The organism is Nocardia sp. NPDC003979, from assembly GCF_053605015.1.
Genome location: NZ_JBSGIJ010000004.1, coordinates 490,790 through 503,872 on the forward strand (window position 1 = coordinate 490,790; position 13,083 = coordinate 503,872).

12 protein-coding genes are annotated in these 13,083 nt (G+C 67.9%); 4 read left to right on the plus strand and 8 right to left on the minus strand.

Annotation, left to right across the window (positions count from 1 at the left end; genetic code table 11):
* Genes ACWEVR_RS12025 through ACWEVR_RS12035 form a run of 3 tightly spaced genes read left to right on the plus strand, consistent with a single transcriptional unit; the run spans position 1 to position 2,613 of the window.
* A complete protein-coding gene (locus ACWEVR_RS12025; protein WP_452466938.1) occupies positions 1-900 on the plus strand; it encodes a metal-dependent hydrolase in 900 nt (299 codons plus the stop codon).
* Positions 897-2,006 carry a PDR/VanB family oxidoreductase gene (locus ACWEVR_RS12030; protein ID WP_452466939.1) on the plus strand — a complete coding sequence of 370 codons (1,110 nt, stop codon included), beginning with the start codon at positions 897-899 and terminating at the stop codon, positions 2,004-2,006. The genes ACWEVR_RS12025 and ACWEVR_RS12030 overlap by 4 nt, the downstream gene beginning before the upstream one ends.
* Positions 2,007-2,013: 7 nt before the next feature.
* Positions 2,014-2,613 (plus strand): TetR/AcrR family transcriptional regulator, encoded by a 600-nt coding sequence (locus ACWEVR_RS12035; protein ID WP_452466940.1) that lies wholly within the window; start codon positions 2,014-2,016, stop codon positions 2,611-2,613.
* Positions 2,614-2,619: 6 nt separating this feature from the next.
* On the opposite strand, the gene ACWEVR_RS12040 is transcribed toward ACWEVR_RS12035, so the two are convergent.
* Genes ACWEVR_RS12040 through ACWEVR_RS12065 form a run of 6 tightly spaced genes read right to left on the minus strand, consistent with a single transcriptional unit; the run spans position 2,620 to position 9,133 of the window.
* Positions 2,620-3,447 (minus strand): SDR family NAD(P)-dependent oxidoreductase, encoded by an 828-nt coding sequence (locus ACWEVR_RS12040; RefSeq protein ID WP_452466942.1) that lies wholly within the window; start codon positions 3,445-3,447, stop codon positions 2,620-2,622.
* A complete protein-coding gene (locus ACWEVR_RS12045; protein WP_452466943.1) occupies positions 3,444-4,241 on the minus strand; it encodes a crotonase/enoyl-CoA hydratase family protein in 798 nt (265 codons plus the stop codon). Before ACWEVR_RS12045 ends, ACWEVR_RS12040 begins: the two co-directional genes overlap by 4 nt.
* A gap of 20 nt (positions 4,242-4,261) precedes the next feature.
* Positions 4,262-5,425, minus strand: a complete 1,164-nt coding sequence (locus ACWEVR_RS12050) for an acyl-CoA dehydrogenase family protein (protein WP_452466944.1) — start codon at positions 5,423-5,425, stop codon at positions 4,262-4,264.
* Positions 5,425-6,444, minus strand: coding sequence for a crotonase/enoyl-CoA hydratase family protein (locus ACWEVR_RS12055; protein WP_452466945.1), 1,020 nt, complete (start codon positions 6,442-6,444; stop codon positions 5,425-5,427). Before ACWEVR_RS12055 ends, ACWEVR_RS12050 begins: the two co-directional genes overlap by 1 nt.
* 31 nt (positions 6,445-6,475) lie before the next feature.
* Positions 6,476-7,480 (minus strand): AurF N-oxygenase family protein, encoded by a 1,005-nt coding sequence (locus ACWEVR_RS12060; protein ID WP_452466946.1) that lies wholly within the window; start codon positions 7,478-7,480, stop codon positions 6,476-6,478.
* 21 nt (positions 7,481-7,501) lie between these two features.
* Entirely contained in the window at positions 7,502-9,133 is a 1,632-nt protein-coding gene (locus tag ACWEVR_RS12065) for an acyl-CoA dehydrogenase family protein (protein WP_452466947.1), read from the minus strand.
* A 136-nt stretch (positions 9,134-9,269) separates the two neighbouring features.
* On the opposite strand from ACWEVR_RS12065, the gene ACWEVR_RS12070 reads away from it, so the two are divergent.
* Positions 9,270-9,998, plus strand: coding sequence for a PaaX family transcriptional regulator C-terminal domain-containing protein (locus ACWEVR_RS12070; RefSeq protein WP_452466948.1), 729 nt, complete (start codon positions 9,270-9,272; stop codon positions 9,996-9,998).
* 362 nt (positions 9,999-10,360) lie between these two features.
* Here the strand turns inward: ACWEVR_RS12070 and ACWEVR_RS12075 are convergent, their stop codons facing one another.
* Complete coding sequence (locus ACWEVR_RS12075) at positions 10,361-11,866, minus strand: hypothetical protein (RefSeq protein ID WP_452466949.1); 1,506 nt, start codon at positions 11,864-11,866, stop codon at positions 10,361-10,363.
* Positions 11,867-12,447: 581 nt separating this feature from the next.
* Positions 12,448-13,020, minus strand: a complete 573-nt coding sequence (locus tag ACWEVR_RS12080) for a hypothetical protein (RefSeq protein ID WP_452466950.1) — start codon at positions 13,018-13,020, stop codon at positions 12,448-12,450.
* Between the last annotated feature and the right edge of the window lie 63 nt (positions 13,021-13,083).

A 13,083-nucleotide genomic window follows, 5' to 3' on the forward strand; every position in this document is an offset into this window, starting at 1 on the left:
ATGAAATTGCGCAAGAGGACCCGGCCCGTGCTGGACACCGTCGACATCGGGCCGCTCCAGCTCAAGGCCCGCCAGGTGTCCTTCGATCTCACCGACACTCCCCTGCACTGGATTCCGGGTCAGCCGGTCGCCTCGCACGCGATCAGCTCCTACCACCTGCTGTTCCCCGAGGTCGAACGGTTCTTCATCGAAGCGTTCAAGGAGGCGCTGCCCGAGGTACGCGACCCGCGCCTGCGTGAGGACGTGCTGGGGTTCATCGGCCAGGAGACCATGCACGCGAACGCGCACGACGATTCGCTCGACGACTACTTCCAGCGCAACGGCATCGATCCCGAACCGCTGCTGGCCCAGGCGCGCTTCTTCCTGCGCCGCGTCCTCGGACCGCGCACCTACCGCAATCCGCGACGAACGAGGCAGCACCTGATCAACCGGTTGGCGATCACCGCGGCGCTGGAGAACTTCACCGCGTTCCTCGGCCACTACGTCCTGAACTGCACCTGGGACGAGTACGACGCCGACCCGAACATGGCCGCGCTGTTCCGGTGGCACGGTGCCGAGGAGATGGAGCACCGCACCGTCGCCCACGAGATGGCCGAGTACTTCGACGACCGCTACTTCCGCAGGCTGCGGACCATGCTCGTGGTGTTCCCGGTGACCGTCTGGATCTCGAGCCGGTTCATCTGGTACCTGGTCAAGAACGACCCCGCCGCGACCGACTCCCGGCTGCGGGTGCTCTACGAGATCATCCGCGACGGACGGCGGGGACTGCTGCCGACGCTGACCATGGTGCTGAGCTCGGTCTGGGACTACCTGAAACCCAGCTACCAGCCCGACGACACCGGTTCGATGGCGCAGGCGCTGTCCTACCTGGCCACCATCGAATCCCGGACCGCGGCATGAGGGAAACGGACCGCCCGCACCTGCGCGACATCCCCGCCCACGCCCACGGCCGCTTCCGCCGCGACCCCCTGATGTGGGTGCTTGCCAGGGGCTGGGAGGCGCTGAACTGGATCGACGGGTTCACCGAGCCGCCCGAATTCGGGCTGGGGCGGCCGCAGCGCTTCTTCGACGTCGTGGTGACCGAGCGCCGCGTGGTCGCCCGGGACGAGAACGTCGTCGCGGTGACCTTCGAACTGCCGGACGGCGCGGAGCTGCCGCCGTGGCGGCCCGGCGCGCACCTCGACGTCGAACTGCCCTCGGGCCTGATGCGGCAGTACTCGCTGTGCGGTGACCCGGCCGAACGCCACCGCTACCGCATCGCGGTGCGCTACATCCCCGACGGTCGCGGCGGTTCCGCCGAAGTCCATCGGGGTCTTCCGGTGGGTTCACATCTGCGGATCGGCTTGCCGCGCAACGCCTTCCCGCTCGCCGTCGGCGGCTACAACCAGGCCACGACAGCGGTCCGCCTCATCGCGGGCGGCATCGGGATCACGCCGATCCTCCCGATGCTCGCGGTCCTCGACCAGGTCGGGATGCCGTGGACGATGATCTACTGCGGACGCAACCGGGAGTCGATGGCCTTCCTGCCCGAACTCGAGGCGTACGGGGACAAGATCACCGTCCACTGCGACGACGAAGCGGGCCTGGCCGGACCGGACCTGCTGCTGGGCGAGCTGGCCGGCGCCCCCGCGGTCTACACCTGCGGGCCGCCGCCGATGGTCGACGCCCTGCGCGTAGCGCTGGCAGGCCGATCCGAGGTCGAGTTCCACTACGAGCGGTTCTCCCCCGCCCCGGTAGTCGACGGCGAGGAATTCGACCTCCGCCTGGCCGGCACCGGCGAAACCCTGACCGTCGGCGCCGAACAGACGGCGCTGGACGCCCTCCTGACCGCCAGACCGGACACCACCTACTCCTGTCAGCAGGGCTTCTGCCGGTCGTGCGCGGTCCGGGTGCTCGACGGCACGCCCGAGCACAGGTCGACCGCCCTGAGCCCCCAGGAACTGGACGCGGGATACTTCCTCCCATGCGTGTCACGTGCCAAGGGAACTCTGACCGTCGACCTGTAGGCCGGCGATGACGGCGAGCGCGCGACGCGGTCCGCAGAACGAGAACGGCGTCGCGACCCACCAGCGCATCGTCGACGCGGCCCTGGACGTGCTCGCCACCCGTGGCTGGCGCAATGCCAGCGTCGCCGAGGTTGCCGAGCGCGCCGGGGTGACCCGCGGGGCGGTGCAGCACCATTTCAAGGACCGTGACGGCCTGTTCACCGCGTCGGTGCAGCACATCCTGGAAACCCGCGTCCAGGAGATCGAGGCTTTCCAGCACACCGTCGCGCCCGGTCCCGACAGCACGCGCGAGACGGTCCACCGCGTGGTGGAGCTGCATCAGGGCCCGACGTTCAAGGCCGCCCTGCAACTGTGTATCGCCGCCTCCGACGACCCGGTGCTGGCACCCCGGGTCGCCGCCATGGAACTCGAGGTCGGCGCCCGCAGCTTCTGGGCGCTCATCGAGTTGTTGCGGCTGGACGGCAACAACCCCACCGTCCGGACCACCGTGCAGGCCTTCCTCGACAGCGCCCGCGGCCTCGGCCTGGCCGGCATGCTCAACGACGACTCCCGCCGCCGCGCGCAGGTCGCCGACCGCTGGGCGCAGATGCTCGACGACCTCCGCTAGCCCGGCTCAGCCGACGAGTCCCCCGCTGCAGGCCAGCACTTCGCCGGTGACGTAGTCGGATTCGGGCAGGCACAGCAGGTAGACCGCGCCCGCCGCCTCCTCCGGCGTGCCGAGGCGCCCGAGCGGGGCGATGTGCTGTGCCGCTTGCAGGATCATCGGATTGACGCCGACTTTCAGTTCCCGGCCGTCGATGTCGATGGTGGCGTCCCCGTCGGCAGCCGACTCGGTGAGCCGGGTCTTGATCAACCCGAACGCGACCGCGTTGACCGTCACCCGGTAGCGGCCCCATTCCTTGGCCATCGCCTTCGTCACGCCGAGGATGCCCGCCTTGGCCGCGGAGTAATTGATCTGCCCCGCGTTGCCGTGCAGACCGGCGAGCGAGGAGATGTTGACGACCTTGCGGGTGACCGCGACGCCGTCCGCCTTCTCCTGCTTGGCCGCCGCGCTGATCACCGGCTGCGCGGCCCGCAGGATCTGGAACGGCGCCTTGAGGTGCACGTCGAGGATGGCGTCCCACTGCTCGTCGCTCACCTTCTGTACCACCCCGTCCCAGGTGTATCCGGCGTTGTTGACGATGATGTCGAGTCCGCCGAACTCCCGCACGGCCGTCGTGACGAACCGGTCGGCGAAGCCGGTCTCGGTGATGTTGCCCGCGCAGGCGACCGCGGTGCCGCCCGCGGCCCTGATCTCGCTCACGGTCTGTTCGGCGGCCGCGGCATCCAGGTCGTTGACCACGACCCGCGCGCCGTGCGCGGCGAGCTTGTGGGCGATGGCGGCGCCGATCCCGCGACCGCTCCCGCTGATGATGGCCGACTTTCCGGCGAGACTGCTCATTGCTCGGTGATTCCTTCTCCGTGGTGGGCGAACGCGCCGTGCCTGCCCGCGCCGTCGGCGAAGCGGGTCGCGCCGGCGAGGGTGTCCTGGGATATCGAGATGGCGCCGTGCTCGAATTCGTTGGCCAGCGCCGCGGTTTCGGTCAGGCCGTCCTGCTCCAGCAGCGAGAGCCGGTCCTGGCGCAGGCAGGTCTGGGGGAAGGCAGCCAGTTCGCGGGCGAGTGCCTGCGCGGCGGCGGTCGCCTGTCCGGTCGGTACGACCCGGTTGACCAGCCCCATCCGCAGCGCCTCCTCGGCCCCCACCGGTCGTCCGGTGAGAACCAGGTCCATGGCGTGACTCGTCCCGATCAACCGGGGCAGCCGCACGGTTCCGCCGTCGATCAACGGCACGCCCCAGCGGCGGCAGAAGACGCCGAACACCGCGTCCTCGTCGGCGACCCGCAGGTCGGCCCAGATGGCCAACTCGAGCCCACCGGCGACGGCGTAGCCGCTGACGGCGGCGATCACCGGCTTGGACAGCCGCAGCCTGGAGACTCCCATCGGGGCGTCTCCGTCCGGCTGAAAACGGTTCGGGTCGCCGGCGGCCAAAGCCTTCAGATCCGCTCCGGCGCAGAAGGTTCCGCCTTCCCCGCGGAAGACGGCCACCGCCGCGCCGGGGTCGGCGTCGAAGGCGCGAAAGGCGTCGGCCAGTACTTCGGCCGTCGCGCGATCCACCGCATTGCGGGCGTGCGGCCGGTTGATACTGATGGTGGTCACTGGACCGTCGTGTTCGACGGTCACGAGATGCTCGGTCACGGGAGTGAGGCCCTCCTCGGTCACAGGGACCGGGCGATGAGTTCTTTCATGATTTCGTTGGCGCCGCCGTAGATGCGCTGCGCCCGCGCGTTGACGAACATCTCGGCGATCGGGTATTCCCGCATGTAGCCGTAGCCGCCGAACAGCTGCAGGCAGCGGTCGATCACCTGGCATTGGACATCGGTGGCCCAGTATTTGGCCATCGACGCCGTCGCGCTGTCGAGTGTCCTGTCGACGTGCTTGCGCACGCAGTCGTCGACGAACACCCTGGCCACCCGGGTGAGCGTGGCGCATTCGGCGAGTTCGAACTTGACGTGCTGCTTGGCGAACAGCGGCTTGCCGAACGCCTGCCGTTCCTTGGTGTAGGCCACCGCGAGGTCGACCGCGCTCTCGGCACTCACCACCGCGCCCACCGCCAGCAGCAGGCGTTCCTGGGGCAACTGCGTCATCAACTGGAAGAAGCCCTGCCCGGCTACCTCGCCGAGCAGATTCGACGCCGGCACGCGCGCCTCGTCGAAGAACAGTTCGGCCGTGTCGCCGCTGCGCTGGCCGAGTTTGTCCAGAACCCGGCCGCGCCGGAAGCCCGGCGTCGCCGCGTCGACCAGGAACAGCGAGACGCCGTGGGCGCCGCCGTCCGGATCGGTCTTCGCGGCCACCAGGATCAGATCGGCCGAGCCCCCGTTGGTGATGAAGGTCTTGGCGCCGGAGATCAGGTAGTCCCCGTTCTCCGCGACCGCGCGGGTGCTCATGTTCGCCAGGTCCGAGCCGCCGCCGGGCTCGGTCATCGCGATCGCCGCGACGACCTCGCCGGTGGCCATCCTCGGCAGCCAGTCCCGCTTCTGCCGCTCGGTGCCGTAGGCCAGCAGGTAGGGCGCCACGATGCCGCTGTGCACATGGTTGCCGAAGCCCGGTTCATCGATGCGCCCCTGTTCTTCGAGGACGATCATCTCGTGGGCGAATGTTCCTCCGCCGCCGCCGTATTCGGCCGGGATCTCGAGACAGAGCAGACCGAGCGCACCGGCTTCGCGCCAGAACTCCCGGTCCACGAAACCCTGTTCGGCCCAGCGAGCGCGATTCGGCACCGCCGAGGTCGCGAAGAATTTCCGGGCGGTGTCGCGCAGGGCCAGGGATTCGGGATCGGCGGCCCACGGGGGCGCGGACGAGACCGCGTCGGAGGCGCCCATCACCGCTCGAACTGGGCGCGCTTGTGGTCGCCGTAGGGCTCGTCGCGTTCGCGCACCGCCTCGCGGAAACCCGCGGTGGCGGAACGGGTCTGGAAGGCGTAGCCCTCCCTGGTGTGCCGGGAGATGCCGTCGAAGACGGTGCTGATCATGGCCGAGTTGGCGACGCCCTGGGTGTTCAGCGCGGAGTTGAGCGCGAGTTTGGCCATCATCAGCTGGTTGACCGGCATCCGCGCGATGCGCTCCACCAGCGCCTCGGTGCGCTCGTCGAGTTCCTCGGCGGGGCACGATTCCACCGCGAGTCCCCATTCGGCGGCCTGCTTGCCGCTGATGCAGTCCCCGGTGAACAGCAGCCGCTTGGCGCGCTGATCGCCGAGCCGGTGCGCCCACAGGCCCGCCGCCGGAATGCCCCAGACCCGGGTGGGCGGATAGCCGATCTTGGTGTCGTCGGCGCAGATGATCTGGTCGGCGTGCAGCGCGATGTCGGTGCCGCCCGCGATCGCGAAGCCGTGCAGCTTCGCCACCGTCGGCTTGTTGGCGTGCATCAGGCTGGCGAAGCCTTTGGTGAACCGGCTCATCATGGCGAAGTCGATCATCGGATCCCACACCCCCTGCGGGTTGTGGTTGATCGCGTTGACCACCGGGTCGAGCACGGTTCCGGTGACCTCGTCCGGTCCGTCCGCACCCGCGAAACTCTGCTCGGCGAACATGTCCAGGTCGTAGCCGCCGCAGAACCCTTTGCCGCGCCCGGACACCACGATCACGTGCACGCGCGGGTCCAGATCGGCCCGCTCCACCGCGTGCGCCAGATCCCGCGGGGTGTGCGGGGTGATCGCGTTGCCCTTGTCCGGGCGGTTGAACGTGATCCGGGCGATCCGGTCGTCGCGTTCGTAGGTGAGCGTGGAGTACTCGCGCTCGAAGTCCGGATCGGGGCGGTGCCGCCACGGTGAGTCGGGGCCTTCGGCCCAGCTCTCGTACCAGGCCGCCGGTCGTCCGCCGGATTCGGGCTCGGGGTGGGACACAGTGTGCTCCTTCGGTTTCGACGGGTAACGATCAGCTGGCAACTCGGGGCGCCGGTTCACGGACCGGCTCACCGCGATACCGCGTGGGCGGCCCGTCGATGCCCGCCAGCTTCCAGACACCGCGCGCCACCGGGTTCATGAGTCCCATCTCGTGGGCGAGTGCGCGCACATCGCCGAAGTATCCGCGCCGTTCGCGGCGCGATCCCGCCGACGCCCAGAACAACTCGCGCCGCACGTGCTCGGGCACGTCGAACCGCGACCAGAACTCGCGCGAGGGCGGAACGATCAGCTCGCACGCCACGCGCATGGCCACCGGCAGCAGCACCGACAGCGCGCCCCGGGCGACGGGCCCCGATTCCAGAACGTGCCTACGGATGAACTCGTGCGCGAACGAGATGTGGCGTGCTTCCTCGGCCACGTGAATCCGCATGACACCCTTGAGAATCGGGTGATAGTCCTCGGGATGACCGCGCAGGAAGGCCTTTTGGATGTGGTCGATCGGCTCCTCACCGGCGAGGATGCACATGAAGAAGAACGTCGGCGAGACCCGCGCGATCAACGGGATCAGCGGCGCGACACCGCGGAAGAGCCTGCCGAAGCCGACCACATCGGCCCCGGCCCGGTTGACGGCCTGCTGGAACATCAGCGTGTGATTGCACTCTTCGATGACTTCGTGTGTGGCGTAGCGGAATTCGGCCGAGCCGTTGGGCAGGTCGAGCAGGTAGAGCATGATCCCCGACATCAGCAGCTGCTCGAATTGCAGCCCCACCTTCGCCATGCCGGCCTGCCGGTGCATGCCGATCTCGATCCGGGTCGATTCCGGCAGTGATTGGTACCAGGGGTGGCGGCCGATGAGGTCGGATTCGGGGAGAATCCAGCGGCGGTCGCCGGGCGTCACCTGGAATTCCGGTGCGTCCCAGTCGATGTCGTGATACGGGCTGAAGCCGCGTCGGACCGAGGCGTCGGCCAACTCGTGCAGCATCTCGGCGTAGTCGAGGGCTTCGCCGGCGGCATTGCGTTCGGGTGTGATCGTCATTGATCGCGCTCCTTGTCCGGCTCAGGCGAGCTTCGGTGTGGATCGTTCGAGAATCGCCGCGGTGTCGATACCGAGCGGAAGGGTGCCGAAGACGTCGCCGCGGTCACCGGCGAGGCGGGTCCGCAGGTACCCGTCGGCGACGGCCGGGTGTCCGTAGCGGACCAGCAGCGAACCCTGCAGCACCTGCGCCATCTGCCCGACGACGCGGCGAGCCCGGTACTGCATGGTCTCGAAGTCGGTGAATTCCCGCTCGAGGCGAGCGATCGCGGTGTCGAGTTCGGCCGAGGAGCCCGCCGACGACTTCGCCTCGTCCAGGAAGACACCGAGGGTCTCGGGCTGCTTGGCCATGGCGCGCAGGGTGTCCAGGGCCGCGACATTGCCCGAGCCCTCCCACACCGACATCAGCGGCGCTTCCCGGTACAGCCGCGGCATGCGCGACTCCTCGACATATCCGTTGCCGCCCAGGCATTCCAGTGCCTCGGCGGCGTGGATCGGGCCGCGCTTGCACACGTGGTACTTGGTCACCGCCAGCGAGATCCGGCGCAGCGTCGAGGCGTGCTCGTCCCCGGCCGCCGCGCGGTCGGTCAGCTCGGCCAGCCAGAGTCCGGCCAGCGTCGCGGCTTCGGCCTCCACGGCCAGATCGGTGAGCACGTTGCGCATCAACGGCTGATCGATCAGCGTCGCGCCGAAGGCGCTGCGATGCGCGGCGTGATGGGCCGCGTTGGTGACCCCGACCCGCATGCCCGCGGCGCTGCCGACAATGCAGTCGAGGCGGGTGAGGTTCACCATCTCGACGATGGTCGGCACGCCCCGGCCCTCGGGGCCGACCAGCCAGCCGACGGTGTTCTCGTACTCGACCTCGCTGCTGGCGTTGGAGTGGTTGCCCAGCTTGTCCTTCAGCCGCTGCAGCCGGAACGGGTTGCGCGTGCCGTCGGGAAGCACCCTGGGCACGAAGAAGCAGGACAGGCCGCCGGGCGCCTGCGCGAGCACCAGGAAGAAGTCCGACATCGGCGCCGAGGTGAACCACTTGTGGCCGGTGATCCGATAGGAACCGTCGGGCTGGGGCACGGCGGTGGTTGTGTTCGCGCGGACGTCGGAGCCGCCCTGCTTCTCGGTCATCGACATTCCCGCGGTGAGACCGGGTTTGGTTGTGGGCACCCGCAATTCGGGATCGTAGACCGCACTGGTGAGCAGGGGCTCGTAGCGCGCGGCGAGTTCGGGATTCGCCCGCAGCGCGGGCACCACCGCGTAGGTCATCGACATCGGGCAACCGTGGCCCGCGTCCACCTGTGCCCAGACGCTCATCTTGGCCGCCCGGACCAGGTGCGGAGCCGGGCGGTCGTCGGCCCACGGCGCGGCGTGCAGGCCGAAGCCGATGGCTTTGGTCATCAACTGGTGGTAGCTGGGGTCGTAGACGACCTCGTCGACGCGATGACCGTAGCGATCATGGGTCTTCAGCACCGGCGGATGCGCCTCGGCGAGGTCGCCCCACTCCTGCGCCTGCGCGCTGCCCGCCAGCCTGCCGACCTCGTGCAGCTCGTCGAGGGCGTGGCCGGCATCGGCGCGGTGCAGCGCCTCCAGCACCACCGGGTAGTCGGCCGGGTCGTAGTCGACCAGCGGCGGTACCTGATTCGTCACCTCGTGGGTTGCCATGCTGATCCTTCCGGCAGTGCGTGTCGCGGCTCACTCGCGACCGATATTGCAAGTTTGCATCGCGTGACGAGAAATTGCAATGCCTGCTCGACGATCTTTGCGCGGACGCGCACCGCCGACTGGCTACCATCGACCGATGGTGCGGAACTCGCTGCCGCGGCGCCGGCTCACGGCGCGATCGGCAATCCTGAGCGTGCTGCTCGGCGCGCACCCGGCGCAGGCGTCGGCGGCGACGATCGTGCATGTGGCGACCGAACTCGGCCTGCAGGAGTCGACGGTGCGCGCGGCCCTGACCCGCATGGTGTCTGCGGGCGACCTCGAACGCGACGACGCGACCTACCGGCTCACCCCCAGGCTGCTGAACCGCCAGAAACTGCAGGACCTCGCCCTCGACCCGATCCTGCGCCCCTACGACGGCGACTGGCGCCTGGCGATCGTCACCACGGGCGCCGAGGCCGCGGCCGAACGTACCCTGCTCCGGGAATCGCTGCAGGCCAACAAGTTCGGCGAGATCCGCGAAGGCGTCTGGGGACGCCCGGACAACTTGGGCACCGCCCAGATCACCGCGGCCCACCGACTGACCTATGTGACCGGCCGCCCCGACGACCCCATCGAACTCGCCACCCGTCTGTTCCACCCCGCCGACTGGGCCGACACCGCGACGGAACTACTGACGGCCCTCGACACCGCCGACACGATGCGTGACCGTCTCGAAGTGGCAGCAGCGATCGTGCGCCATATCCTGCACGACCCCATCCTGCCCACGGAGTTCCTGCCACAACCGTGGCCGGGTGCCGACCTGCGCCGCACCTACCGCGAATTCCGCGCGGAATTCACCACTTTCGCCACGACTTTCGTACCGTGACCGTTTTTGAGGGTGACGAGCCGTATCCGAGGTGATCTCTAGTGACGGCAGAGGTCCCACCTCGGATGACTCCGATGCGGGGCCTCGAGCCAAATATGCTGCTACAAGCTACTTTTCAAGAACTCGACAGCACTACTTCTGCGCAGCCTTGAACTCACGCCGACGCCGGTGCAGGATCGGTTCGGTATCCCTATTTTGCCCTCACTACCTGATCATCCTGTATCGCGAGATCGGAATGCAGCGGGCCTCAGCGGCTTTGGCGTAGTTGTCGGCAAAGGACGAAGTGTTGCGACGGCAGGAAGCGAGTCCTAGCGTCGACGAGGACAGATCAGGCGGTGTGGGCTCTGTTTCGGGACCTTCGATTATCCTTGTGCCGTTCCCGTGGACCAGGTGATCGCTCCTCCGTCATTGCGGTAGAGCACCAGATTGCCGGTGTCCTCCAGAACCAACGTCGACGGGCCCATGGTCCACGTCCTCGACGACCACGCCGCGGCCCCGCTTCCGGTGTACAGGACCAGGTTGCCGTCGTTCTGGTTGACCAGATTCTCTCCGTTCGTCGTCGCGGTGGACCACAGCACCTCCCCGCTGGTCCGATAAAGCACCAGGTTGCCGTCATCCTGTAGCCACAGCTCGTAGAGTCCGTTGCGGGACCGGAGCGCGGACGCGCGGGGCAGGGTCGCGCCCGCTGCCAACCGCTCGGGCCAACTCGGGACCGGTGTGCCACCGTCACCACGCAGGGCCGCGCTGACATCGGCGGTGATCGGTTCCTTGCTCGTCATCGTCGTGGTAACCAGGCCGAAGTGGCACTCGGGATCATCGGCGGCGGTGCAGCGATCACGGTAGGAGTACACGATCAGCGGACCCGCGTATGGCAGCGCACGCCACATCCGGACGCCCTGCACCAGGTACCTGCTGACGGTGCTCGCGCTCGGGATGGCTGCGAGTCCGGCTGTCGGATAGCCGAATTCGGTAGCCCACACCTTCTTCGTTGTGTCGCCGTGGCGAACCATCACCGAGTGCACCAGGGCGAGCTCACCACACGGCGTGGCCTCCGAGGGTGGCCCGAACATATTCCACCAACGATTGACGCATTCGGGGTCGGCAGGGCCTTTGCCCGAGTTCCACGCCGGATACGGGTGGTGCGCGACGGCATCGAAATAGCCGCGATACCCACGGCTGTACGCCCAGTCCAACCAGACCGACGGCGCGTTCGGATTGGTCCCACCCTGCACCGTCCCCGCCCCCGACGCCCCGGCCACAACAACACACCCGGGACAGCGCGCCTTCACCCGCGGGTAGGCGAGTTTGACGAGCTGCCAGTATCGCGCTTTGCGGTCGCCGACGAAGTTGGCGAAGTTCACGAAGTTCGGTTCGTTCCAGATCTCGTATGCCTGGACCTTGCCGCCGAAGTGCGCGACCGTGCGATCCACGATCGAGGTCCAGTCCTGGTCGCGGGTCGGGAACCACTTGTCGCCGCTGTGACCGCCGTTCGCCCACGGCGGTGCGTAGGCGAGGACGAGCAGAACCCGCATTCCGCGGGCGGCGGCGGCATCAACGACCGGGTCCAACCGGTCCCACCGCAACGGCGCACCACGAGCCGGTTCGACAGACCACCAGTCGAGGTCGAGGCGCAGCACCGGAACCTTGGGCGCCACCGCGGACTGCATGGCGGACAGACGCAGCACGATGTCCGCACCCTCACCTGAGCCTTCCGCGAAGCCGACGTCGGCGGACGTGAAGGAATCGGCGGGCGCTGACATCGCCGGACCGGGCACAGCCGCTATCACCGACAGCGTGCTCGCGACCAGCGCGAGCACCGTATTTCCGACGCGAATTCGTCCGAGCAGGGCGAGAATCGATGTCTTCATCCAGAAGGCCCTTCTGTATGAAATCTTCGCGATCGATGCGTGTGCTGTAGTGTGCGCCGACTCCCGCGAAGCCCCCCGATGACACGCCGTCAACGAGGTTTCGTCACCCAGTCCGGTCTTCGTCCTCGGTTTCGACCCTGATTGCCGATCAGCCTGCCGTTCCCCGCCTCAGCCGTCGAACCGCAGGTACAACCCGAGGTCGGTGAAGCCGACCATGGTCAGGCCGAATTCGGGTCTGCCCGGCAGGGGCGCGGCTACGGTGTGGGCTCAGCGACCTTGGGCGGGCACGATCAGGCCCGCGTTCGGATCTACAGAGCAGTCGCGAATACGCCAGTGACACAACACCATCGAATACGGTTGCTCATTTTCCCATGTGGCGCATCGCGTATGTCAGGACGGCGCTTCAACAAATGGACTGGCGTGTCGCCGTTCGCGGGTGGCGAGTTGGATCGCGACGGTCTGGGCCGTGGCGGTGATTGTCAGGCTCGCAGTCACGGTCGTCTCGGGCTCCTTCGCAGCGCACTCCACGACATCATGAGTCCTCTCACCGCCCTGCCCCCACTGTGGCGACACGACGAAGTTCAGTCGGGCAGATAGCGGATCGGGACAGCGCGCTCGATCCCGGCTGCTTCGAGTTCATCGAGGGTGAACACCTGCTTCGCTCGGTCACCGAGTAGACCGCTCAGGAGCAGGTCGAGCAATTCGCGATGCTTGGTCCGCGAGGCGTCCACTGCCGCACGCAGTTCGAACACGAACTCCCGGTGCGCTTCACCGATCCCGAGTTGGTCCAACTCTTTCAGCAGTGCTCCCGCCACGAGGTAACCGTCCCACGGGGTTCCGGTGCGCTGCAACGACTCCACAGTGTTGAGCAGGAGGCCGTGCACATACTGGTTTCGGCCGCGGCCGACGTTCTGGCGTGAGGTCGGTAGATCCAGGTCGAACAGCCCGCACAGCCCATCGAAGTAGGCGCGGCGTTCCTCGGCCATCCACCGCGGATTGCGTTCGTCGGTAACGACATCGACATAAGCATCACGAAGCTCACCCACCCCGAACCGGGTCGGCGGGTTCGGTACCAAGCTCGCGTAGTCCTCATCCGGCAGCACCATGCCATTGTCGTGGAACCACCCCACTGCCGCGATACGATCGATTGTCAAAGACCCAACCCCGGCATCCACATCGAAGCCCCCATGTCGTCGACACGACAACGTCCAACGCTG